Genomic DNA, 23,390 nt, shown 5'->3' on the forward strand with positions numbered 1-23,390 from the left:
ACCCAGCCTGACGGTTCGAGGCGGCACGACATTCGCCGATCTGGCGTTTTCGCGGTGCGGGCTTCAGCCAGCGTCGCAAAAGCGAACGGGCGGCGGATCCGGCGGCAAGCCTTCGGGCGGCTGCCGATAGGGGCCAGAGGCGCGAGCCTCTGGCCCTTGTCTTTTCGCGGCTTTCGACGCCGACCTTTTCCGCGCCTCCGTCTTGTTGCTCTTGTCCGACCCGGCAGTTCCGGCCCGGCGACGGCCAAGAGGTGCAGCCGCCTGCGGCCTGGCACGCCGGCATCGGGCGCCGCCGCCGCAATGTCCGCAAGGCGAACTCTTGGGCTCATCCGCGATCTAGATGTGCGCTTGCAAGAGGCCGAGCAAGGAGGCGCGGCGCGAACCAAGACCAGGCACAAAGATTGTGCCAAGGCGGCTTGCGCCCGCCGGGTCGGAACGCTATATCCGCTGCCGCTGCTCCCTTCGTCTAGCGGTCTAGGACGCCGCCCTCTCACGGCGGAAACAGGGGTTCGAGTCCCCTAGGGAGTACCAGCAATTTCAATAACTTAGCGCCTTTAGCGTCCCTCCCGTATCCAACAAATTTCCAATATTGGACGGACATGAGGGCAACGATTCCGCGCGGGGCGATCGCCCGCATGGACTTCCGATCCGTGCCCTTTCCCGAGTGTGGATAGCGTTCCGGCCTTAACGCGCGGCCAGGGCATGCAGGCATGCGGATGTAACCTCGCTGGTGAACGCTCGAATTCCCCCACCCGCGACCTATCAGACCTCCCATGGTGGAGGAGCCCCGCTCTCATAACGCATAGAATTTGCACTAATTCGACGAGTTGAATACCGTCCCTCCCTGAGAGGGAGAGCGGATATGACACACGATAGAGAATATTCCGACGGTTATGGCTTGGATGGCCAAAAAACACGTGATTTCAATAGTCTTCTTGTTTCCCAAGAACTCGACCTTCGCCGTGTGCTAGTACTGCGCCATAGCTCTTCCGATTCCAGCCTAAAGAATAGTCTACCTTACCTCGCAGGCAAAAAGCCAATTGCGTGCCACGCGCTACCTATGAGCGAATGCAAGCGCGAAGCCGTCAGCGGCCTATCCGTCAAACGGGCAGCGCGGGCCAGAACGAGCGTGGCAACCTCATCTTGGGCGTCTGGCGGCGTGCGCAGCAAGGCCGCGTCCAGAACGTTGCGCAGATCGTCGGGAAACTGGATTTCGGGCATGGAGTCACCTCAATGAAAAAGCGGGGCGAAAGCGCCTTATGAACGCTGCCGCCCCGAATTTGCGCACCCCCGTCAGGAGATGAAAAACGTAGTGCGCTGCCAGCCGTTCTTGCGGACACCTGCTGGCCGGTCCGGCCGGCTTCATGACCCGGTGCCGACAACCGGCCTGCGCCAGCCGAAAGAAGGCGCAGGGACCGCCCGGCGAGCGGAGAAGAAACACTCGCCGGGAATTCACTCACAAAGCCTGGAAAGCAGCGAAAGCTTCGGGGTCCTCACGCCGCGCTCGACGCATCGCCTCGGTACGCGAGCATTTGTCGCGGTCGGCAATAGCGCCGACCAGAATATCCCAGTTGCGAGCTGCCTGTGGCATAGCGCCCGCCTTCCGCGCCTCATCAACCCGCTTGGCGATTTGCTCTTCACCTTCGCGCTGGAACGAATCGTACAAGTCTGGGTGGCGCGCTGCCGCTTTCGACATCGCTTTGTGCCGGGGACAGCTTTCGGCCTTCGCGATGGCAGCGACGGCGTCGTCGAAGGTGTCGAAGGACGCAATTTTGGTAAGATTCATATCTGGCTCCTCATGATCGTCGGCGCGCTTCATGATGACCATCTTGGCGTGCGCCTGAGCTGGAACATCCACGGCCGAGATTTCCTCGATCTGAAAATCCCGCATGATCTTGCGTTTGATGGTCATCGTCAGCTCCATACACTCAATCCGTAGCCGAGAAGGGATGCGCGCCAGCCCGCCTCATATTCAGCGATCTGGCGGGCTCTGAGCGAATCCACGCGCTTGCGGCGGGCCTCGCGACGGTCGCCGGTCGCGTCGAGTTTTATGGATTGCTGCCAAAATGAGTCCGCGATTTCGAGGGCCCGCTGACGGATATACGCTCGGTCTCCTCTTGAAATTTCACCCCCACCCCCGTCGGTCATGATCGGGCCAACGGCGAGGTCCTCTTGCAGCATCAGCCTGAGTTCGGCGAGCTGGCGCTTTTCTGCCCGCAACTCCTGCGCCTGATAGCTCGCATTCCCTGCCGCTTTGAATTTGCGAGCTACGTCTTCCGCATGATGGTCGAGAGCCGCGATTTCGGCCTGAACGGTTTTCCGGTGGCGGCGGGCGTCTTCATCAGCTTCCTTCGCCTTCGCCGCGAGTTCGGCTTTGGTCGGCTCTCGGGTGGGCAAACGCATGCCCTCGCTAGGGCCGACAGCGACCACTCCGGCAAGCTTCCTGCCGATCCAACGGCGGCGGATGGAGCCGGTTTCTGGGTGGCAGTATTCCGCCTCCAAGCGCTCCATCTGCTGGGGTGAAAGGGTCATCTAGTTCTCCTTCTATGGGACGCGGCGTCATCTCGACGCTGCTTTTGTGTACGGGCCTCAGTCGGCCTCCGGGTTGTCTGGGATTAGCCACGGCGGCCGAACGAAAATGGGCCGCTCCGGCGTGATGGAGCCGTGCCCGTCGAAGGCTCTCGGCCCGACATAGGCTTGAGGTCGGCTCAGAGGCTGCGTGACGGACTTTTCACGCTTGGGCTCTGCCACCCTATCAGCCGCTCCGTTCGACTCCTCAGCGGCCGTCTCAGCGGGCTGAGGGCGCAGGCGGCGGATCGGGCGCTTGGTTGGCTTCACCGGTGCGGCGCCTTCCCGTTCACAGCTAGGCCGCCAGCCCTGCGCTCGGAGATGGGATTCATACCTGCCAGGGTTGGCGTTAGCGCGCAGCTGCTCGGCTTCGCGGCGGCGCTGCTCAGTCGCTTCGGCCTTCACGGAGGCGAGCAATTTCGGGATATCAATACGCGACCCGCCCGGAACGCCTTCGAGCGAATGGACCAAAACGCGATGTTCGATTTCGTCAAGGTCCGCGAGCAACCCGACCGCCGCCATCGTCCGGCGACGTGCCACCTGTTGAAGGATCGTGGATGCGGTCAGAACTGGCATGTTCAGGCGGCTTCCTCGCCCCGTAGCGGTGAAGACAGATTCGAAGACAGCGACGCTCTACGTCCGCCCGGAGCGAATACGGAGAACCTTTCAGCCCGAAAACGGACCGACTTTCAACGCGCGGGTGACGGACGTCGTCTTCAAGGGAACGTATGCAAACTTGTTCCTGGAAGCTGGCCGGGGCGAGAAGCTTCGCATGGTCGATATTCCGGAATCTCACCGGCTCACGCCACGTGTTGGCGATTCTCTTAACCTGACCGTCGACGAAGACGCTTGTTTGGTGTTCTGAGTGTTTGATCCCGGTATTTGATGGAGTGGATCGAGCGTGAACCGTTGGGGCTCGATTGCCCATTGCTTTCAGATTGACCTGCTCGCCGATTTGTCCGCGTTCATAAGTTAGCTCTGTTCACGTTGTGGTCCGTTCTGGGCCGGGTTGCAAATTGGTGCGGTGCGCGCCCCGGCGAGGTCGCGGCGGTCGTAGAGCCATCTGAGCTCCTGCAGGCAGTCGTCGTCGGCCTTGCGCGGCAGGTGGTCGGGCGCGTTTCTCAAAAAGTGCACGCAGCAACGCTGATAGGCGACACCTGCAAGAACCTCCCGGATCGCCGCGCGCAGGCCCGCATGGTCGTCGGCGACAACGAACTCCACGCCGTTGAGGCGGCGGCTCTTCAGGGCGAGCAGGAAGTCCTTCCAGGCTGGGCTGCTCTCGAGGTTGGCCATCTCCACGGCGAGCGCCATGGCCGCCCTCGTCAGGCGAGCCAGCGCCTCAGCGCATCGATCGTCACCATCGGCTCGCCGTCGCCTTTGCCGGCAAGGTGGTGGTAAGGCGCTTCGGCCTCTCCCAGGTCGCTGGTGACCGCCAGGGCGCCGCCGAAATCGTCCTGCCTGGTGTAGAGGCTCGGTGTCACCACTGTGGCGATGCCGGCGGCGCGTGCGGCGGCAAGGCCGTTGTGCGAATCCTCAAGGGCAACGCAGTCTTCTGCCCGCAGACCCAGACGATGGAGGACATAGGCGTAGATGTCAGGCGCGGGCTTCTTGGCCGGCACGACATCGCCCGCCCCGATCGCTGCGAAGGCGGTCGCCGCGTCACCGCCCAGCGTCGCTTCCAGCAACGCCTCGACATTCTCCAGGCTGGTGGTCGTGGCGATGGCGACCGGAACGCCCGCCTCGGTCGCGTCGCGCAGCAGGCGGGCGACGCCAGGCCGTAAGCTTGCTTGGCCGTCTGCGACCATCGCCGCATAGCGTTGCGTCTTCGCCGCGTGCAGGGCGGCGATGTCGACCTTGCCGGGATTGAGCGGCGCATGCGCCGCGAGGAAGTGCGAAAGCCGCTCCTTGCCGCCGGCGACGGCGAGCAGCTCGCCATAGAGCGAACGGTTCCAGCGCCACGGCAATCCGGCCGCGGCGAAAGTCTCGTTGAACGCGTTTCGGTGAAGCTCCTCCGTTTCCGACAAGGTACCATCGACGTCAAAAATCAACGCGGCCAGCATCGCCCCTCCTGCAACCTCGCTCGCGGCCTTGAGAATCGGCCTGTCCCCTTCCTTTATGCCCAGCCTTTTACACGGGCGAGGCATGCGCATCATCACCTGCGGCGCGGCTAGGCCTCGCCGGTCTGTTTCGCCGCACCCCGGGAGCTGACGCTCGGTGCCGTCGTCCACTTCCTCCCGTCTCTCCGGCAATGTTGTCTCGCCCACAATCCGCTACGCCGCCGCAGGTCTCGTCGAAGGCAAATGGGCGGGCCGGCACAATGAGCCATACGGGGTGCGCCCGCCTTCGACGCTGTGCATCTGTGCTCTTGCGGAGCCCAAAGAGCCTGAACTTCCGGGCGATGAGGGGTGGGCAGCTCTTGAACGCCGGCAATCGGCCTTGGATGGAGAAACCCGAGCTCTTCCGTCAGATGGTCCAACAGGTTCGGGCGGGCAAGAACATTGCGTACATACGAGCGACGCCAGGCGGCCGAAAGATCGCGAAAATCCGTAGTCGTTTTAGAGCCTAGGGAGCTCATGGGGTTCTCGTCCTCCGGAAAGTGCCATTCTGCGCCCAGGTCACGCTCGCCCGCCGCGTCGCCAAGCCTCGCCGGCGCTCAGTCGCCGGCAATGTCGACGACGACCTTGCCGATCCTGTCGGGATGCTCCAGCCGCGCCAGGGCGTCCTCGATGCGATCGAGGGGAAAGACGCTGTCGATACGCGGCGTGAGCGCGCCGGTCTGAAAGGCGGCGAGGAGCCGACGCAGCTCCTCCACGCTGCCGAGCGTGGAGCCATGCACGGATAGCTGGCGCACGAACAGGCGCTGAATCTCGGCGGAGGGATGGCCGCCCGTGGTGGCGCCGCAGGTGACGAGATGACCGCCGCGGCGCAGGCTGCGCAGCGACTGGCTCCAGCTCGCCTCCCCGGAATTGTCGATCACGACGTCGGCGCCCTCGCCGCCGGTCAGCGCCGCAACGGCCTTGACGACATTCTCGCTGCGGTAGTCGACGACCTCAATGCCGAGGCTGCGAAAATGCGCCGACTTGGCCTCGCCCCCGGTGGTGGCGATCACCCTGGCACCTGCCATCAGAGCAAGTTGGATGGCGGCGTAGGATACGCCCCCGGCCGCCCCCTGCACGAGCACCGTCGCGCCGGGATGGACCGGTGCCTTGCCGAAAACCATCCGCCAGGCGGTGAGATAGGCGACGCCGAGCGCGGCGGCCGCATAGATGTCGGCCGTGGCGGCCAGGGGCAGGAGCGAGGTCTGCGGGACCGCCAAGTACTGCGCAAAGGTGCCGTCGCGGTGCTCGCCGAAGATGCTGGCGCGCAGGCAAAGCGGCTGCTCTCCCGCCAGGCAGTGACGACAGCTTCCGCAGAAGACATACGGGTAGATGATGGCGCGCTCGCCTTTGCGAAAATGCGAATCGGCGTCGCATTCCAGCACCTCGCCGATCCCGTCGACGCCCATCGTCTGAGGCAGGCTATGGCTGATCCCGGCGCCGCTGTCGCGCATGTAGAGGTCGACGCGGTTGACCGAGGCGGCGATCATGCGCAGGAGAACGAAGCCCTGCGGCCTTTCCGGCTCTGGAATATCTACGACCCGAACGCCGCCGCGCCCCCGCTCCATCAGCCTGACAGCCTGCATCGCCCGCTCCCTTGTTATGGCTTATACGTAAATATATTTGCTCAATTGGTGCAAGGGGCGGGTGCGATAGCCGATCCTCTGACCTTTCGTTCTTCGCAGCCTCCTATTGAGCTGCCGAAAAGGTAAACGGATGCCGCGAGCGAACGAATCCCGAACCGGATCCTGCCTTGCCAATAACGACAATATATTGTCATATATCGCATGCTTTGGCGGGAGGATTCCATGGCTCTGGACCAGGAGACGCGCGCGCAGCTGATCGCCGCGATCCGACGTTTTGTGAAAGAGCGGCTGATGCCGAACGAAGCGCGCGTCGCGCAAGAGGACGCGATCCCGCAGGAGATTCTGACGGAGATGCGCGAGCTCGGCCTTTTCGGCATCTCCATCGGCGAGGAATATGGTGGCCTTGGTCTCAACATGGAGGAGGAGGCGCTGCTGATGTTCGAGCTCGGCCGGGCCGCGCCGGCCTTTCGCTCCGCCTTTGCGACCAATGTCGGCATCGGCTCGCAGGGCATCGCCCTCGACGGTACGGAAGAGCAGAAGGCGCGCTACCTGCCGCGCCTTGCTTCGGGAGAGCTGATCGGTTCCTTCGCTCTGACCGAACCGGATGTCGGCTCCGATGCCGCCAGCGTGCGCGCCACCGCCCGGCGCGAGGGCGATCACTACCTGCTCAACGGCACCAAGCGCTTCATTACCAACGCGCCGCAGGCGGGTCTGTTCACGGTGATGGCCCGCACCGATCCGCAGCGCCCCGGCGCGGCCGGCGTCTCAGCCTTTGCCGTGGAGGCCGGGGCGCCCGGCCTGACGACCGGGACGCCGGAGCGCAAAATGGGCCAGCAGGGCGCCCATATCTGCGACGTCATCTTCGAGGATTGCCGCGTCCCTGCGGAGGCCCTGATCGGCGGCGTGGAGGGCCGGGGCTTCAAGACGGCGATGAAGGTGCTCGACAAAGGGCGGTTACACATTGCCGCCTCCTGTGTCGGCCTCGCCGAGCGGATGATCGACGACATGCTCGCCTATGCGGTGGAGCGCCGGCAGTTCGGTCGCCCGATCGCCGAGTTCCAGCTTCTGCAGGCGATGTTCGCCGATTCGCGCGCGGAGGCCCTTGCGGCCCGCGCCATGGTGCTTGAGACCTCGCGCCGACGCGACGCTGGCGAGGACGTCGGCGTGGAGGCAGCCTGCGCCAAGATGTTCGCCTCAGAGATGGTCGGCCGCGTCGCCGACCGCAATGTGCAGGTGCATGGCGGTGCGGGCTATATCCGCGAATACCGGGCCGAGCAGCTCTTCCGCGATGCGCGGCTCTTCCGCATCTACGAGGGAACGACGCAGATTCAGCAGGTCATTATCGCCAAGGCGATGGTGGTCGAAGCGCGCGAGCGCGCCGGCTTGCTATAGGTGCGGCTCCGGATCGAGTGTCTTGAAGTTTTGCAAGAGCTTGTGAAGGTAATGCGTCATGTGGATGCGATCGGTAGTGGAGAACCCCTCCAGCGCGTCGCTGTAGAACTGGGATATCCGTGTCCGCAACTCGTTCTCCCACAGCATCTTTCCCTTGCGAGTCATGTGGATCAGGCGGCTGCGGCTGTCGCTGGGTGAGACGCTGCGCTCGATCAGGCCCTGGGCTTCCATGCGCGACAGGACACCGGTCAGGTTCTGCCGGCTGACAAGAAGGAACTTGGCCAGATCGCTGACGGCGATGCCGGCCTCGTAGCCTTCTCGCGACAAGGCGCCGAGCACCGCCCATTGCTGCGTGGTGACGCTGAAGTCGTCCAGCGCCTTGGTGCCGGTTTTATGCAACATATTTGCGCATTGGTAGAGCCGGAAGAAAAGCCGATTGCTCAGCTCGTCGAGGCGCGGCGCGGATTGTTCCGTGATTTCCATCATTTGGCCAATATCTGCCTGCTTGCGCCGTCCGTCAACTCTCGGATGGTCTAGTTCATATGAGTAAATATCTTGACATAAAATACTGCGGCGCGCTAGGTTTGCGAACGAGGGGCAAGGCGCGGAGAAGCGGCCGGTCCCCGCTGCGGGGCGAACAAGAACAGGGCTCTGTCAGCGCAAGAGATCACCGCGCGCGGAACGGGGAGCGAGTTGTTGAGGGGATTAGAAGGTAAAGTTGTTGTCGTAACCGGCGGCGCCGGCGGCATCGGCAGCGAGACGTGCCGGCGTTTCGCCGAGGCGGGGGCGGCGGTCGCCGTGCTCGACCGCGACGAGGCTGCGGCTCGCACGCTTGCCGAGCGTATCGCCGGTACCGGCGCAAGCGGTGTGGCGGTCGGCGTCGATCTCACGGATTTGCCTGCCACGCAGGCGGCCGTGGCGGAGGTGGAGGAGGCGCTCGGGCCGATCGACGTCCTCATCAACAATGCCGGCTGGGATGTCTTCACGCCGTTTCTGAAGAGCGAGCCCGATTTCTGGGCCAAGATTATCGACATCAACCTGCGCGGCGTGCTCAACGTCACCCATCCGGTGCTTAGCCGCATGGCTGAGCGCGGCTCGGGCCGGATCGTGTCGATCGCCTCCGACGCGGCCAGGGTCGGCTCTTCCGGGGAATCGGTCTATGCCGCCTGCAAGGCCGGGCTGATCGCGCTTTCCAAGACGCTCGCCCGCGAGCATGCGCGTCAAGGCATCACCTTCAACGTCGTCTGTCCGGGGGTGACGGCGACGGACATGCTGGAAGTCTTCCTGGAGGGCGCCGGCGACAAGGAGAAGCTGCGCACCGCCTTCACCCGCGCCGTGCCTATGGGCCGCCTCGGCCGGCCAGAGGATGTTCCCGGCGCGATCCTCTTCTTCGCCAGCGACGACGCGGCCTTTATCACCGGACAGGTGATATCCGTCTCCGGCGGCTTGACGATGCATGGCTGAGGGCGGGGACATGGAATATCAGGACATTCTTTACAGCGTGCAGGACGGGGTGGCGTACGTCACCATCAACCGCCCGGACAAATACAACGCCTTTCGCGGCAAGACCTGCGAAGAGCTGATCGCCGCCTTCAACACGGCCGGCTGGGACAAATCGGTCGGCGTCATCGTGCTCGCGGGCGCCGGCGACAAGGCGTTCTGTACCGGCGGCGACCAATCCGCCCATGAAGGCCAGTATGACGGACGCGGCACGATCGGGCTGCCGATAGAGGAGCTGCATTCCATCATCCGCGACGTGCCGAAGCCGGTGATCGCCAAGGTGCAGGGCTTCGCCATCGGCGGCGGCAACGTCCTGTGCACGATCTGCGACTTCACTATCGCGGGCCAGAAGGCCGTTTTCGGCCAGGTCGGCCCGAAGGTCGGCTCGGTCGATCCGGGCTTCGGCACTGCCTTTCTGGCGCGTGTCGTCGGCGAGAAGAAGGCCAGGGAAATGTGGTACCTGTGCCGGCGCTACTCGGCCGAGGAGGCACTGGCGATGGGGCTGGTGAACGCCGTCGTGCCGAACGAAGAGCTCGATGCGGAAGTCGGGCGCTGGTGCGCCGACATCCTGGAGAAGAGCCCGACAGCGATCGCCATCGCCAAGCGCTCTTTCAACATGGACAGCGAGCATATCCGCGGCATCGCCGGAATGGGGATGTACGCGCTCAGCCTCTACTACGACACCGAAGAAAGCAAAGAGGGCGGCAAAGCGTTCAAAGAGAAGCGCAAGCCCGATTTCCGCAAATTCACCAAGCAATAAACCGTTCATGACAGCGGAGGGAGGAAGTAATGTTGATGAAGAAGGTTGCAGCTAGGATTGTGTTGGCGGCGGCGGCGGCCGGGGTCGCCGGCGCGGCCTGGGCCGAGGACGGGCCGATCAAGGTCGGCTTTGTCGGCGGGCTCACAGGGGCCTGCGCGGCGCTGGTGGAAGACGAGCTGAATGCCGTGCGCATGGGCGTGGACGAGCTCAATGCGGCGGGCGGCATTCTCGGCCGGCAGGTGGAACTCGTCGTTCGCGATAGCCAAACCAAACCCGACGAGGGTGCCAAACAGTCCCGCGAACTCATCGTCGGGGAGGACATCGACCTACTCACCGGCGTGTGCTCGTCCTCTGTCATGCTGGCGATGACGGCCGTCTCCAAAGAGCTGAAGGTGCCGTTCTACTCCGCTATCGGCTCCACGCAGAAGGCCAATGTGGAAGCCTACCAGCCCTATTTCTGGCAGGTTCAGGCCAACGCCACCATGGAAGCCGTCGCGGCGGCCGAATATGTCGCGAAGAAACCTGAGTGGCGACGCATCGTCCCGATGGGCTTCGACTACGAATGGGGTCACAGCTCGGTCGACGCCTTCACGACGCATCTGAAGAAGCTGCGTCCTGAGATCGAGATCACCGATCCGATCTTTCCGAAGGTCGGCGAGGCCAACATGGCCCCCTACATTACCGCCGCCCTGGCCAAGCAACCCGATGCGATCTTCGCCGCGGTGTTCGGCGGCGGATTGGCGAGCCTCATCAAGCAGGGCCAGGGCTATGGCATGTTCGAGCGCTCCAACCTCGTCACCCTGCTGACGGTGGACGCCCTGCAGTCCATGGGCGACGCCATGCCCAAGGAGCGCGTCTTCGGCGTGGCGCGTGCGCCCTTCTTCGCCATCGAGGACAGCGAGGACGCCCGCGCCTTCATCGCGCATTATCGCAGCAAGTACGGCGAGTATCCGACCGACTGGTCCATCAACGGCTATGACGGCCTAATGTTCTACGCCGCAGCAGCGGAGGCGGCCGGAAGCGTGGAGCCGGATGCGCTGATGAAGGCGGTGCACGAAATCACCTTTGACGGGCTGCGCGGCAACGCGCTCAAGGTGCGCGCCTTCGACGGCCAGATGAACGCCCCGTCCTATGTCGGCGAGGTGAGCTTTGAGGACGGCTACGACTTCGCGATCATGAAGAACGTGGAGGTCTATGCGGGCGAGGCGCTGATGTGGCCGGAGGAGACCATCCAGGCCGCGCGCGACGCCGCCAAGTAGAACCGTCAAGACATCGCCCTCCGGCTGTCGGGCTCCGACGCCGGAGGGCAACGGTAACGTTCATGATCCTTGTCCAACTCGTCAACGGGCTGATGGAAGGCATGATGCTCTTCCTCATCGCCTCGGGCCTGACACTGATCTTCGGTGTCTCGCGCATCATCAACTTCGCGCACGGCTCGCTCTACATGCTGGGTGCCTTCCTCACCTGGCAATTGGTGCCGCTGCTGGCACCTGGAACGGTCGCGGGCTTTTTTGGCGCCGTGCTCCTCTCGGCGGTCCTCGTGGCCGTGATAGGGACCATCTTCGAGATGCTGATCCTGCGCCGCATCTACGGCGCGGACACCCTGATGCAGCTCATCATCACCATCGCGCTCGTCTTCATTCTGCGCGATGCGGTGCGAACCATCTGGGGCCCCAACAGCCTCTCCGTACCGATGCCGGACGCCATGATGGGCGCCCTGGTCATCGGCGACAACTTCTTCCCGATCTTCCCCTTCGTCATCTTCGGCGCCGGCCTGGTCGTGGTGCTGGCGATGATCCTCGTCATCCACTTCACGCGCGCCGGCATCCTCCTGCGCGCCGCGACCGACGATCGAGGCATGGCCAGCCTTCTGGGCGTCAACGAGAAGCTGGTTTTCACGCTGGTCTTCGCGGCCGGCTGCTTCCTGGCCGGCCTCGCCGGCGGCATGGCCGCGCCCTACGGCGACGTGAACTATCTCCTCGATACGACGGTGATCGTCTCCGCCTTCATCGTTTGCGTCATCGGCGGCCTGGGCAATCTCTACGGCGCGCTGGCAGGTGCCATGGTCGTGGGAGTCACCAAGGCGATGGGGGTGATGTTCTTCCCGCGCCTGGCCATGGTGCTGATCTTCCTGATCATGGCCGCGGTCCTGGTCGCCCGCTCGCTCGGCCGCCAGGCAGGGCCAGCGCGATGATGGCGCGTCTTGCGCGCGCGGAGATGCCGCGCCTCCGCCAGATGCTCTTCGTCGCGGGCGCCGTTGCCGCGCTGGAGGCGGTGAACCGGCTCACCGGGGTCAGCGGCTCGCTGCTGGTGGCGGAGATCATCATCATGATGGTGTTCGCCTCCAGCCTGAACCTGCTCATGAGCTTCGGCCACATGGTCTCCTTCGGTCATGCCGCCTATTTCGGGCTGGGCTCCTACGGCTTTGCGCTGGCGATCACACGCTTCGACGTGCCGGCCGAGGCGGCGCTTGTCTTCGGCCCGCTCCTGGCCGGGATCGGCGGCCTCGTCTTCGGGGCGCTCTGCGTGCGCCTTACCGAGATCTATTTCGCCATGCTGACCCTGGCCTGCGCCCAGATCACCTATACCGTGCTCTTTCAATGGTACGATTTTACCGGCGGCGATACCGGGCTCACCGGCTTCATGACGCCGCGCTTCGGGCTGAGCGAGGCGAACTTCGCCTCGGCCGCCATGGTGCTGGCGCTCGTGTGCCTCTACGTCTTGTGGCGTGTCGTCCATTCACCCCTCGGCCTTGCCATCCGCTCGGTTGGCCAAGACCGCTATCGCGCCGAGGCGCTCGGCCTCAGCCCGCGCCGGGTGCAACTGGTGGCCTTCGTGATCTCGGCTTTCTTCGCCGGCGTCGCCGGCACCCTGTTCGCGGTGTTTCACGGCAATGCGTTCCCGGACTACGCCGGGCTCGGCTTCACCCTGGACGCGCTCATCATGGTCGTGCTCGGCGGCCTCAACAGCTTCCTCGGCGGGGTTTGGGGAGCGCTCGTCTACACGCTCCTGAAGAACTTTGTGCCGCTGATGACCGCGCATTGGGAGCTCATTCTCGGCCTTATCCTGCTGGCGATCGTCCTCGTCATGCCGCACGGGCTCGCCGGTGGCGTCAAACGCCTCGCCGGGATGCTGGGGTGGGGGGCGCTGCGATGACGCAACTGCGTTCAGACCTGATCCTGACGGCGCGCGGCCTGCGCAAGACCTACGGTCAGTTCGTGGCGCTCAACGACGTGAATTTTGATCTGAGGGGCGGCGAGAAACACGCTCTGATCGGACCGAACGGGGCCGGCAAGTCGACGTTCATCAGCTGTGTCGCCGGGCAGCTGCCGGGCGTTGAAGGGGCGGTCCTGTTCCGAGGCCGGGATATCGGCTCGCTGCGCCCGCACCAGCTTGCGCATCGCGGCATCGGCCGGACCTTCCAGATCAGCCGGACCTTCCTGCAGATGACGGTCCTGGAAAACATGACCGCGGCCTATGTGATCGCCGCCGACAGTTGGACGAGCCTGCGCCGTCGCGTATTGGCGCGCCAGCAGGACAAGGCCGCCAACATGCTGCGCATCATCGGCCTGTCGCAGCGCGCCCACGAGCGCGTCCTGGATCTGCCCCTCGGCGAGCGCAAGCGGTTGGAGTTCGGAATGGCGTTGGCCGGCGATCCCGACCTGTTGCTGCTCGACGAGCCCACCGCCGGCATGAGCATCAAGGAGCGCCATCACCTGATGGACTTCGTGGCGGAGCGCATCGACGCGACGGGCAAGACGCTGCTCTTCGTGGAGCACGACATCGACGTGGTGCTGAAGATCGCCAGCCGCGTCACGGTGATGGTGCGCGGCGGCATCTTGGTGGAGGGAACGCCCGCCGAGATCGCCGCCAACAAGGAGGTGCAGGCCGTCTATCTCGGGGAGGCGCATTGATGCTGCGCCTGGAGAACGTTCACGCCTCCTACGACAAGAGCGAAGCGTTGCGCGGCATCGATCTCAGTGTGACGCCGGGCGAGGTGGTCTGCCTCATCGGACGAAACGGCGTCGGCAAGACCTCCACCATGCGCGCCATCGTGCAGGACCAGATCACCGTCACGCAGGGGCGGGTGAGCTTCGAAGACAGCGACCTTGTCGGGCTGAGGCCCTACCAGATCGTCCGTCGCGGGGTCGGCTATGTCCCGGAGGACCGGCGCGTCTTCCAGTCGCTTTCCGTCCTTGAGAACCTGCGCGTGCCAAGCGCGAAAGCTGCGGGACGCCGACAATGGTCGCTCGACGACGTCTTCGCGCTGTTCCCCCAGCTGTACGAGTACCGCAGGCGTACCGCCGGCGTGATGAGCGGCGGCGAGCAGCAGATGCTGTCGATCGCTCGCTCGCTGCTCACCAATCCGCGGCTGTTGCTTCTCGACGAGCCGCATGAGGGCCTCGCTCCCAAGGTCGCTGAGGAGGTGGTCGGGGCCATCATCGAACTGAAGGCCGAAGGTGTGGCCATGCTCGTCTCCGAGCAGGCGCTGCACACCATCCGCCGCTGCGCCGACCGCGTCTATGTCGTCGATCGCGGGCAAACCGTCTGGGATGGCACGGTGGAGGAATTCTATGCCCATCCCGAGATCACCGAGAAATACCTGATGGTCCAGTAGCCGCAGGGAAGCGACGAGAGCATGCACAGCATCTATGAGACCGACGAGCTCTCGGCCATTCGCGAAGTGGCGCGCAAATTCGGCATGGAGCGGTTGCGGCCGGGCTATCGGGCGCGCGAAAGCGCCGGCAAGTTCGAGCCGGAGCTCATTCGCGAGCTGGGCGAGCTCGGGCTGATCGCTCCGGAGCTGCCGGAGGCATTCGGCGGCTCCGGCGCCGGCGCGATCTGCTCGGGCGTCGTTTGCGAGGAGTTGGCGCGCGCCGATTTCAGCTTCGGCTATATCCCCCTTCTGGCCTCGCTCAACGGACAAATCCTCGCCGCCCATGCGCGCCCGGAAGTCGCCCGGCAATGGCTGCCCAGGGTGACGGCGGGCGAGATCGTGATTGCCCTGGCGCTCACCGAGCCGAAGGGCGGCTCCGACGCTGCCGCTCTGGCGCTGCGCATGGAGCGGCAGGGCGAGGAATATGTCCTCAACGGGGAGAAGACCTCCATCTCCGCCGCCGATCAGGCCGCCGCGGCGATCGTTTTCGCGCGCACCGGCAGATCGGAGGACAAGGCGCGCGGCATCTCCGCCATCCTCGTGCCGATGGATCTGCCGGGCATCAGCACGACACGCTTTCAATGCATGGGCCAGCGCGCCATCGGCCGCGGTTCGATCTTCTTCGACAATGTACGCGTGCCAGCGCAGAACCTGCTCGGCAGCGAGAATGCCGGCTTCGTGCAGGTCATGCAGGGCTTTGACTTCTCGCGCGCCCTCATCGGCCTGCAATGCATCGGTGTCGCCCAGCAGAGCCTCGAGGAGACCTGGGCCCATGTCGGCGAGCATCGGGCCTTCGGCCAGCCGCTCGCCGCCTTCCAGGGCGTCTCCCACCAACTGGCCGCCTTCGACACAAAGGTCCAGGCGGCGCGCCTGCTGTGTCTGCATGCGCTGTGGCTGAGGGACAACGGCGCCGCGCATACCGCCGAAGCCGCCATGAGCAAGTGGTGGCCGCCGCTTTTGGCCTACGAGACCGTTCATTGCTGTCTGCTGATGCACGGCCATTACGGCTATTCGGGCGAGCTGCCCTTCGAGCAGAGGTTGCGCGACGTGCTGGGCCTGCAGATCGGCGATGGCACCGCCAACATCATGAAGACGATCCTCGCGCGTCAGCGCGCCGGCCGCCAAGCGGTCGGCGCCTGAATTGCGGAAAACCAACTGGGGGGAAGAATGGAATTCGACGCCATCCTGATCGAGCCACGCCGCAAGGACATGACAGAGCGCGGCCTCTGGCACGACAAGACGGTCGACGACTATCTGGACGCTTGCCTGTCGGAGTTTCCCGACAAGCTGGCGTTCACCTGCGTCGTCGTGGAGACGGGCGAGCGCATCGATCTGACCTACCGCGAGCTCGACGCCCTGACGCGGCGGATTGCGGTCGGCCTGTCGCGTCTGGGCATCGGCAGGAACGACGTTGTCGCCTGCCAGCTTCCCAATAACTGGCAATTCGTCGCCACCTATCTGGCCTGCGCACGCCTCGGCGCGGTGTTCAATCCGTTGATGCACATCTTCCGCGAACGCGAGCTCCTGTTCATGCTGCGGCACGGCGGGGCCAAGGCCTTCGTGACGCCTCGCCTCTTCCGCAGCTTCGACCACGAGGAGATGGCCGAGGGCATGCGCTCCGAGCTGCCCGATCTTGAGCATGTCATTGTGCTCGGCGGTGAAGGCGAGAACAGCTTCGAGCGGCTGCTGCTCGACCCCGCCTTCGACGCGGAGCCGCTGACGGAGCACCGCGCCGGCCCCAACGAGGTGTGCCAGCTCATCTTCACCTCCGGCACGACAGGCGAGCCCAAAGGCGCCATGCACACGGCCAACACCCTGTTCTCCAACCTGGTTCCTTTCGCCGATAGGCTGCGCCTCGGGGCCGAGGACGTGGTGTTGATGGCCTCGCCGATGGCGCATCAGACCGGGTTCATGTACGGCCTGCTCATGCCCATCCAACTGAAGGCGGGCGCCGTCCTGATGGATGGCTGGGACAAGGCTCTGGCGGCCAAGCTGGTGGAGGAGATGCGCTGCACCTTCACCATGGCCTCGACGCCCTTCCTGATGGATTTGTCGGTCGCCGTCGAGGAAGGGAGCGGCGACAGCTCCAGCCTGCGCAACTTTGTGTGTGCCGGAACCTCCATACCCGGCCCCGTCGTGGAACGGGCGCGCAAGGCACTCGGCGCCAATATCGTCTCGGCCTGGGGCATGACGGAGAACGGCGCCGTCACGATGATCAATCCGGACGATCCGCCGGAGCGGCCGGTCACCAGCGACGGTTACGCCCTGCCGGGGATGGAGGTGCAGATCCGCGGAGCCGACGGCGCCCCGGTCGGCCCCGGCGTGGAAGGCGATCTCTTCGTGCGCGGCTGCTCCAATTTCGGCGGCTACCTCAAGCGCCCGCATCTCAACAATGTCGACAAGGAAGGCTGGTTCGATACCGGAGACCGGGCGCGCCAGGACGAGGCGGGCTATATCCGCATCTGCGGCCGTTCCAAGGACATCATCATCCGCGGCGCCGAGAACATCCCGGTCGTGGAGGTGGAGGCTCTGCTCTTCAAGCATCCGGCAGTCGCCAGCGTTGCCGTCGTCGGCTATCCTGACGAGCGCCTTGGCGAACGCGCTTGTGCCTTCGTCACGCTGAAGCCGGGGGCGAGCTTCTCCTTCGAGGAGATGGTGGCCTTCCTGGAGGAGCAGCGCCTGGCAAAGCAGTACCGTCCGGAGAGGTTGGAAATCCGCGAGGCACTGCCGGCCACGGCCTCGGGCAAGGTCCAGAAATTCGCCTTGCGCCAGATGCTGCGCGAAGAACTCGACCAATGAGCCGGCTCGCCGGAAGCATTGCGGCCGTCACCGGCGGCGGCGGGCCGATGGGCTTTGCCGTGGCCGGGCGCCTGCTCCAGGACGGGGCGGCCGCGCTTGCCCTGACGGACATCTCGCAGACGCGGCTCGACGAAGCCGTGCGCGAACTCAACGCCGCCTTTCCGGCGGCACGTATCCTTGCCAGGCGAGCCGATGTCACCAAGGGCGAGGAAGCCGCAGCCTTCGCCGAGGCGGCCGCGACCGAACTCGGTCCGGTAGAGCTTCTCGTCAATCTCGTCGGCGGCTTGCGGTCGCGCCAGCTCTACACGCCGTTCCTGCAGATTGGCGAGGAGCAATGGCGGCAAACCTTCGAGCTCAACCTGATGGGCGGGTTCCACCTGATGCAACGTCTGGTTCCGGGCATGTTGGAGCAGGGCGGCGGCCGGGTGGTCAATGTCGCTTCCATCGTCTTCGGCGGCGAGGTCGGCCAGGCCGATTACGCGGCGGCGAAAGCGGCGGTCGCCTCGCTGACCCGCAGCCTGGCAGCCGAGTTCGCTCCCGACGTCACCGTCAATTGCGTGGCGCCCGGTCTGACGCGCACCTCCGTCACCGAGCGCATGCCCGCCGAGGAGCAGGCGCGCCTCACCGCGCTCGCCTTCCACCGGCGTATGGCCGAACCAGAGGAGATCGCCTCCGCGGTGGCGTATTTCCTTTCGGAGGAAGCGCGCTTCGTCACCGGCGAGATCCTGGCGGTCTCCGGTGGCATCCATCCGCATCTTTGACTGGGGAGAAACGATGACGGTCCGTTTGGAGTTGCGTGAAGGCGCGGCGGTGATTTCGATCGACAACGCGCCGGTCAATGTGCTTGGCGCTTCGGTTCGCGCCGGGCTGATGCAGGCGCTCGACCGCGCCGAGGCCGCAGGGGTCTGGCGTGTCGTCTTGACAGGATCAGGGACGAGCTTTTCCGCCGGCGCCGACGCCCGCGAGTTCGGCGCCGCGCCGAAGCCCCCGCATCTTCCGGACATTCTACGTCGGATCGAGGGCTTTGCCGTACCCTGTGTTGCGGCGATCAACGGCACGGCGCTGGGCGGCGGGTTGGAGTTGGCGCTTGCCTGTCGCTGGCGGGTCGCCGCGCCCGGCGTGCGCCTTGGCCTGCCGGAGGTGACGCTCGGCATCGTGCCGGGCGCCGGCGGGACGCAGCGCCTGCCTCGGCTGATCGGCGTGGCCGCTGCGCTGGACCTGGTTTCCAGCGGTAGGGCGATAGAGGCGGCCGAGGCCGAGAGGCTCGGCCTGGTGGAGGGGCTGTCGGACGATCCGGTCGCGGCAGCGCTTGCGCTCGATCGACGGCAAGTGGAGGCGGTGCTCGCGCCTGGCGAGCGGGAACGCCCTGCGCCCGATCCCGCAGCGGTTGAAGCCGCCCGGCGAAATGCGGCCCGGCGAATGGCGAGTCAGGACGCGCCGCAAAGGGGGATCGATCTCGTCGAAGCCTCGACGCGTCTGACGCTGGAGCAAGGCCTGGCGGCCGAGCGCGAGGCGTTCCTTGCTCTTCGCGGCAGTGCCCAGGCTCGCGCCTTGCGCCACGTATTCTTCGCCGAGCGCGCCGCGCAGGGCCTTTTGCGCCGCATTGCCGCCGAGCCCACCGAGATCACCCGAGCCGTCGTCGTCGGCGGTGGTACGATGGGCGCTGGCATCGCCTATGCGCTTGCGGGGATCGGCGTTGGCGCGACGGTGGTGGAGGCCGATCCGCAAGGGGCGGCGCGCGCCCGCGCCAACGTCGCCCGGCTCTACGACGAAGCGGTGCGGCGCGGCCGGATGAGCGCGGAGGCGGCGGCGGCCGACATGGCGCAGAAGCTGTCTTTCGCCGTCGGCTACGACAGCCTGCCGCCGGCCGAGATCGCCATCGAGGCGGCTTTCGAGGATTTGCCGGTCAAGAGGGCCGTGTTCGCCGCCCTCGACGCGGCCCTGCCGCCCTCGGCGGTTCTGGCCACAAACACCTCGTTTCTTGACGTCAACCGCATCGCCGAGGACGTAAGCCGGCCGGAGCGCACGCTCAGCCTGCACTTCTTCAGCCCGGCGCATATCATGAAGCTTCTGGAAGTGGTGCGCGGCGCCCATACCAGCGAGAGCACGCTGGCAACGGCGCTGCGCCTTGCCCGGCGGCTGGGCAAGATCCCGGTGCTCGCCGGCATCTGCGACGGGTTCATCGGCAACCGCATCCTGACGCGCTACCGCCAGGCGACGGACGTCATCATGCTGGAGGGGGCGCTGCCCGGGCAGATCGACGCCGCGATGCGCGGCTTCGGCTTTGCCATGGGACCCTACGAGGTGCAGGACCTTGCCGGTCTCGACATCTCCTACGCCAATCGCAAGCGGCTGCGCCTCAGCGAGCAGCCCGGCATCCGCTACGTGCCGATCGCCGACCGCATGGTGGAGGAGCTTGGCCGCCTTGGGCGCAAGACCGGCGCTGGCTGGTACGATTACGAGGAAGGCGCGGGCGCCAAGCCGTCGCCGGCGACAGAGGCGCTCATCCTCGATACGGCCGAGCGGCAGGGCGTGGAACGCCGTGCTTTCGAGGCGGGGGAGATCGTGGAGCGCGCCATCGCCGCCATGGTCGAGGAGGCGTGCCGCATCCTGGAGGAAGGCATCGCGGCCCGGCCCGCCGACATCGATCTGGTGATGATCCACGGCTACGCCTTTCCGCGCTGGCGGGGGGGGCTGATGCATCATGCCGACACGGTCGGCCCTGCCGCATTGCTGCGCCACATCGAGACGCTGCGCGAGGCGGACGGCCGCTCCTGTTCGCCGCCCGATCTGTTGTGCCGCCTTGCACGCGAGGGCGGCACTTTCGACAGTCTGAACTCGGCGCAAGGAGGGGGTGCGGCATGAGCGACGCCTTCATCTGCGACTACGTGCGGAGCCCGATCGGGCGCTATGGCGGCGCGCTGGCGGCGGTGCGCGCCGACGATCTGGCCGCCCATCCGCTGACGGCGCTGCAAAGCCGCAATCCGGGCTTGGATCCGGCGGGTGTCGAGGAGGTCTGGCTCGGCTGCGCCAACCAGGCAGGCGAGGACAACCGCAACGTGGCGCGCATGGCCGTGCTTCTGTCCGGCCTGCCGGAGACCGTACCGGCGGTCACCGTCAACCGGCTTTGCGCCTCCGGCCTGGAGGCGGTCGCGGCGGCGGCGCGATCGATCCGCGCCGGCGATATCGCCCTTGCCATCGCCGGCGGGGTGGAGAGCATGACCCGCGCCCCCTTCGTCCTGCCGAAGGCTGCCACCGCCTTCTCGCGCGCGAGCGAAATCCACGACACCACCATCGGCTGGCGTTTCGTCAATCCGCAGATGGCGGCGCGCTACGGCACGCATGCCATGCCCGAGACCGCCGAGAACGTGGCGGAGGATTACACCATCGATCGCGCCGACCAGGACGCTTTCGCCCTGCGCTCGCAGCAACGGGCGGGCGAGGCTATCAAGTCCGGCCGGCTCGCCGAGGAAATCGTGCCGGTCGTTGTGCCGCTCGGGCGTGGCCGGAGTGCTGAGGTCTGTGCCGACGAGCATCCGCGGCCCGGCACCAGCATGGAGAAGCTGGCGGCGCTCGCCCCCATCACCCGCCCGGGCGGGACGGTGACGGCAGGCAACGCCTCGGGCGTGAACGACGGGGCGGCGGCAATGATCGTCGCCTCGGCGGAGGCTGCGCGCCGGCACGGCCTGCGCCCTCTCGCCCGCGTCGTCGCGGCCGCCTCCGCCGGCGTTGCGCCGCGCATCATGGGTTACGGGCCGGTGCCGGCGATCCGCAAGCTCTGCGCACTGACCGGCGTCGATGTCGGCGCCCTGTCGGTGCTGGAGCTCAACGAGGCCTTTGCCAGCCAGGCGCTCGCCTGTCTGCGCGACCTCGGCATCGCCGATGACGATCGGCGGGTCAATCCCAATGGCGGCGCCATCGCGCTCGGTCATCCGCTCGGCATGTCGGGTGCGCGCATCGCCGGAACGGCAGCGTTGGAGCTGGCGCGCGGCGAAGGACGCTACGCCATGGCCGCCATGTGCGTGGGCGTCGGGCAGGGCGCCGCGGTGCTGTTGGAACGGGCCTGAAGGAGAGGGGAGCAAGAGCGAGACGATGAGCGACAGATACCATTTCGCCTGGGACGATCCCTTCCTCCTGGAGGACCAGCTCTGCGAGGAGGAGCGGATGATCCGCGATACGGCGCGCAGCTATGCCGCGGAGAGCCTCCTGCCGCGCGCTCGCCAGGCGTTCCGCGAGGAAAGGAGCGAGCCGGCGATCTTTGCCGAGATGGGCGCTCTCGGTCTTCTCGGCGTCACCCTGCCGGAGGAATATGGCGGCACCGGCGCCGATTACGTGTCTTACGGCCTGGTGGCGCGCGAGATCGAGCGCGTCGATTCCGGCTATCGCTCCATGATGAGCGTGCAGGCGAGCCTCGTCATCCACCCGATCCATGCCTATGGCAGCGAGGAACAGCGCCGCAGGTACTTGCCGAAGCTCGCCAGCGGCGCTTGGATCGGCTGCTTCGGCCTTACCGAGCCGGACGCCGGCAGCGATCCGGGTGGCATGAAGGCCACGGCCAAGCGCATCGATGGCGGCTATGTGCTGAACGGCGCCAAGACCTGGATCTCCAACAGCCCGCTCGCCGACGTTTTCGTCGTTTGGGCGAAGTCGCAGAACCATGGCGGCAAGGTCCGCGGCTTCATCCTGGAAAAGGGCATGAAGGGCCTCTCCGCCCCCAAGATCGACGGCAAGCTCTCCTTGCGCAGCTCCGTCACCGGCGAGATCGTCATGGACGAGGTGGAGGTCAGCGAGGCAGCCCTGCTGCCGCATGCGGAGGGGCTTTCCGGGCCGTTCGGCTGTCTCAACCGCGCGCGCTACGGCATCGCCTGGGGGACGATGGGTGCGGCCGAGACGTGCTGGCATGCCGCCCGGCAATACGGTCTCGACCGCAAGCAATTCGGCCGGCCGCTCGCCCAGACGCAGCTCTACCAACGCAAGCTCGCCGACATGCAGACGGAGATCGCGCTCGGCCTTCAGGCTTGCCTGCGCGTCGGGCGCCTGTTGGAGGGGGGGCGCGCGGGCCCGGAGGTGATTTCCCTCATCAAGCGCAACAATTGCGGCAAAGCCCTGGATATCGCCCGCCTGGCGCGGGACATGCACGGCGGCAACGGCATCAGCGACGAGTTCCCGGTGATGCGGCACATGCTCAACCTGGAGACCGTCAATACCTATGAGGGTACCCACGACGTCCACGCCCTCATCCTCGGCCGCGCCCAGACCGGGATGCAGGCTTTCTGTTGAGAGAGGGGCGGCAAGGCCGATGCAGGCCGCCGCGCAGGACGGCCGGCCGCTTCGGCGCCAGCCGGCAGCAACCGGCAAAGGCGCCGCAAGCTGTGTGAAAGAAGGGGGGTGAAGAGCCATGCCGGACAGCTCCGAACGGCCGCTTCGGTTCGTGCAGAACGTCACTTTCGGGGACTGCGATCCTGCGGGGATCGTCTATACTGGGAGCATCGTCAATTTCGCGCTCCTGGCCGTGGAGCGCTATTTTGCCGCCATTCTCGGCGGCCAAAGCTGGTTTGAGCTCAACCTCGACCACCAGATCGGCACGCCCTTCGTCAATCTCGACACGCAGTTCAAGGCGCCGGTGACAGGGCGTGACAGCCTGAACTGCGATGTTGTGCTGACACATTTCGGGCGCACCTCGCTCGGCTTCCGGGTGGACGGATACCAGAGCGGAACGCATTGCTTCACCGCCTCCCTGGTGGCGGTCTTCGCGGACCGCCAGACGCTGCAGAAGGCGGCGCCTCCGCGATGGATCAGGGAGGCGTTTGAGGCGGAGCGCCGCCGCTGCGAGCTGATCACTGGCTGAAGAGCAGGCTCGCCGACATGCTGCCGGCGCCGGCCTTCTTGCCCGGAGTGGCAGGAGCGGCCTGACTTTCTGCGACAAGGGAGCAAGCGGGGGGCGGGATTTGCGCCTCACGGAGGATTGGCCGGAGAACATCGCGTTCTGGAGCAAGACGCCAGCCGGTCACGCGCTCTTGCGCAACAGCCCG

22 protein-coding genes, 1 tRNA gene and 1 pseudogene are annotated in these 23,390 nt (G+C 65.8%); 17 read left to right on the forward strand and 7 right to left on the reverse strand.

Translation table 11 applies throughout. From position 1 onward, the window contains the following. The first annotated feature begins 455 nt into the window (after window positions 1–455). Window positions 456–531 (forward strand) — tRNA-Glu (locus tag Q331_RS0110300). A gap of 925 nt (window positions 532–1,456) precedes the next feature. Here the strand turns inward: Q331_RS0110300 and Q331_RS0110310 are convergent. From Q331_RS0110310 to Q331_RS0110320, 3 genes are read right to left on the reverse strand one after another with little or no spacing between them, the layout of a single operon-like run. After that, complete coding sequence (locus Q331_RS0110310; RefSeq protein ID WP_156953316.1) at window positions 1,457–1,912, reverse strand: hypothetical protein; 456 nt, start codon at window positions 1,910–1,912, stop codon at window positions 1,457–1,459. Between the two features lie 2 nt (window positions 1,913–1,914). Continuing rightward, window positions 1,915–2,532: a hypothetical protein gene (locus tag Q331_RS0110315; RefSeq protein WP_034491797.1), complete on the reverse strand. Its 618-nt coding sequence runs from the start codon at window positions 2,530–2,532 to the stop codon at window positions 1,915–1,917. Between the two features lie 57 nt (window positions 2,533–2,589). After that, window positions 2,590–3,144, reverse strand: coding sequence for a hypothetical protein (locus Q331_RS0110320; RefSeq protein WP_026380618.1), 555 nt, complete (start codon window positions 3,142–3,144; stop codon window positions 2,590–2,592). On the opposite strand from Q331_RS0110320, the gene Q331_RS24400 reads away from it, so the two are divergent. After that, window positions 3,143–3,433, forward strand: a complete 291-nt coding sequence (locus Q331_RS24400) for a TOBE domain-containing protein (RefSeq protein WP_034491799.1) — start codon at window positions 3,143–3,145, stop codon at window positions 3,431–3,433. The genes Q331_RS0110320 and Q331_RS24400 overlap by 2 nt on opposite strands. 161 nt (window positions 3,434–3,594) lie before the next feature. Here the strand turns inward: Q331_RS24400 and Q331_RS0110330 are convergent. The 3 genes and pseudogenes from Q331_RS0110330 to Q331_RS0110340 all read right to left on the reverse strand — a co-directional run. Continuing rightward, a pseudogene (locus tag Q331_RS0110330) lies at window positions 3,595–3,873 on the reverse strand (transposase); the annotation flags it as partial. Between the two features lie 17 nt (window positions 3,874–3,890). Continuing rightward, complete coding sequence (locus tag Q331_RS0110335) at window positions 3,891–4,628, reverse strand: HAD-IA family hydrolase (RefSeq protein WP_026380620.1); 738 nt, start codon at window positions 4,626–4,628, stop codon at window positions 3,891–3,893. A gap of 593 nt (window positions 4,629–5,221) precedes the next feature. Beyond that, complete coding sequence (locus tag Q331_RS0110340) at window positions 5,222–6,250, reverse strand: zinc-binding dehydrogenase (RefSeq protein ID WP_026380621.1); 1,029 nt, start codon at window positions 6,248–6,250, stop codon at window positions 5,222–5,224. A 222-nt stretch (window positions 6,251–6,472) separates the two neighbouring features. Here Q331_RS0110340 and Q331_RS0110345 point away from each other — a divergent pair, with 222 nt between their 5' ends. Further along, window positions 6,473–7,642 (forward strand): acyl-CoA dehydrogenase family protein, encoded by a 1,170-nt coding sequence (locus Q331_RS0110345; RefSeq protein WP_026380622.1) that lies wholly within the window; start codon window positions 6,473–6,475, stop codon window positions 7,640–7,642. Here Q331_RS0110345 and Q331_RS0110350 read toward each other — a convergent pair. Then, window positions 7,637–8,128: a MarR family winged helix-turn-helix transcriptional regulator gene (locus Q331_RS0110350; protein ID WP_051631004.1), complete on the reverse strand. Its 492-nt coding sequence runs from the start codon at window positions 8,126–8,128 to the stop codon at window positions 7,637–7,639. The two genes, Q331_RS0110345 and Q331_RS0110350, sit on opposite strands and share 6 nt — an antisense overlap. A 210-nt stretch (window positions 8,129–8,338) precedes the next feature. On the opposite strand from Q331_RS0110350, the gene Q331_RS0110355 reads away from it, so the two are divergent. The 14 genes from Q331_RS0110355 (at window position 8,339) to Q331_RS21060 (ending at window position 23,206) form a co-directional block, all read left to right on the forward strand. Then, a complete protein-coding gene (locus Q331_RS0110355; RefSeq protein ID WP_026380624.1) occupies window positions 8,339–9,106 on the forward strand; it encodes an SDR family NAD(P)-dependent oxidoreductase in 768 nt (255 codons plus the stop codon). Between the two features lie 10 nt (window positions 9,107–9,116). Then, window positions 9,117–9,902 (forward strand): 2-ketocyclohexanecarboxyl-CoA hydrolase, encoded by a 786-nt coding sequence (gene badI / locus Q331_RS0110360; RefSeq protein WP_026380625.1) that lies wholly within the window; start codon window positions 9,117–9,119, stop codon window positions 9,900–9,902. A gap of 29 nt (window positions 9,903–9,931) precedes the next feature. Beyond that, entirely contained in the window at window positions 9,932–11,161 is a 1,230-nt protein-coding gene (locus tag Q331_RS0110365) for an ABC transporter substrate-binding protein (RefSeq protein ID WP_084174977.1), read from the forward strand. Window positions 11,162–11,223: 62 nt separating this feature from the next. Beyond that, window positions 11,224–12,096, forward strand: coding sequence for a branched-chain amino acid ABC transporter permease (locus Q331_RS23035; RefSeq protein ID WP_051631006.1), 873 nt, complete (start codon window positions 11,224–11,226; stop codon window positions 12,094–12,096). After that, entirely contained in the window at window positions 12,093–13,058 is a 966-nt protein-coding gene (locus Q331_RS23040; RefSeq protein ID WP_051631007.1) for a branched-chain amino acid ABC transporter permease, read from the forward strand. Before Q331_RS23035 ends, Q331_RS23040 begins: the two co-directional genes overlap by 4 nt. Further along, entirely contained in the window at window positions 13,055–13,816 is a 762-nt protein-coding gene (locus tag Q331_RS0110375) for an ABC transporter ATP-binding protein (RefSeq protein WP_034491800.1), read from the forward strand. Before Q331_RS23040 ends, Q331_RS0110375 begins: the two co-directional genes overlap by 4 nt. Next, the gene (locus Q331_RS0110380; protein ID WP_026380628.1) at window positions 13,816–14,520 is read left to right on the forward strand and encodes an ABC transporter ATP-binding protein; all 705 of its coding nucleotides are present in this window, start codon (window positions 13,816–13,818) and stop codon (window positions 14,518–14,520) included. The genes Q331_RS0110375 and Q331_RS0110380 overlap by 1 nt, the downstream gene beginning before the upstream one ends. Window positions 14,521–14,541: 21 nt before the next feature. Beyond that, on the forward strand, window positions 14,542–15,699 hold the full coding sequence (gene aliB / locus Q331_RS0110385; protein WP_026380629.1) for a cyclohexanecarboxyl-CoA dehydrogenase: 1,158 nt from the start codon (window positions 14,542–14,544) through the stop codon (window positions 15,697–15,699). Between the two features lie 27 nt (window positions 15,700–15,726). Continuing rightward, entirely contained in the window at window positions 15,727–17,358 is a 1,632-nt protein-coding gene (gene aliA, locus Q331_RS0110390) for a cyclohexanecarboxylate-CoA ligase (RefSeq protein WP_026380630.1), read from the forward strand. Then, window positions 17,355–18,119 carry an SDR family NAD(P)-dependent oxidoreductase gene (locus Q331_RS0110395; protein ID WP_026380631.1) on the forward strand — a complete coding sequence of 255 codons (765 nt, stop codon included), beginning with the start codon at window positions 17,355–17,357 and terminating at the stop codon, window positions 18,117–18,119. Before aliA ends, Q331_RS0110395 begins: the two co-directional genes overlap by 4 nt. A gap of 13 nt (window positions 18,120–18,132) precedes the next feature. After that, entirely contained in the window at window positions 18,133–20,223 is a 2,091-nt protein-coding gene (locus Q331_RS21055; RefSeq protein WP_034491801.1) for a 3-hydroxyacyl-CoA dehydrogenase NAD-binding domain-containing protein, read from the forward strand. Then, the gene (gene pcaF / locus Q331_RS0110405; protein WP_026380632.1) at window positions 20,220–21,425 is read left to right on the forward strand and encodes a 3-oxoadipyl-CoA thiolase; all 1,206 of its coding nucleotides are present in this window, start codon (window positions 20,220–20,222) and stop codon (window positions 21,423–21,425) included. Before Q331_RS21055 ends, pcaF begins: the two co-directional genes overlap by 4 nt. A gap of 25 nt (window positions 21,426–21,450) precedes the next feature. Then, window positions 21,451–22,638, forward strand: coding sequence for an acyl-CoA dehydrogenase (locus Q331_RS0110410; protein ID WP_026380633.1), 1,188 nt, complete (start codon window positions 21,451–21,453; stop codon window positions 22,636–22,638). A gap of 118 nt (window positions 22,639–22,756) precedes the next feature. After that, the gene (locus Q331_RS21060) at window positions 22,757–23,206 is read left to right on the forward strand and encodes an acyl-CoA thioesterase (RefSeq protein WP_051631009.1); all 450 of its coding nucleotides are present in this window, start codon (window positions 22,757–22,759) and stop codon (window positions 23,204–23,206) included. Window positions 23,207–23,390 lie beyond the last annotated feature (184 nt).

This window comes from Afifella pfennigii DSM 17143, assembly GCF_000688515.1.
Taxonomy (GTDB): domain Bacteria; phylum Pseudomonadota; class Alphaproteobacteria; order Rhizobiales; family Afifellaceae; genus Afifella; species Afifella pfennigii.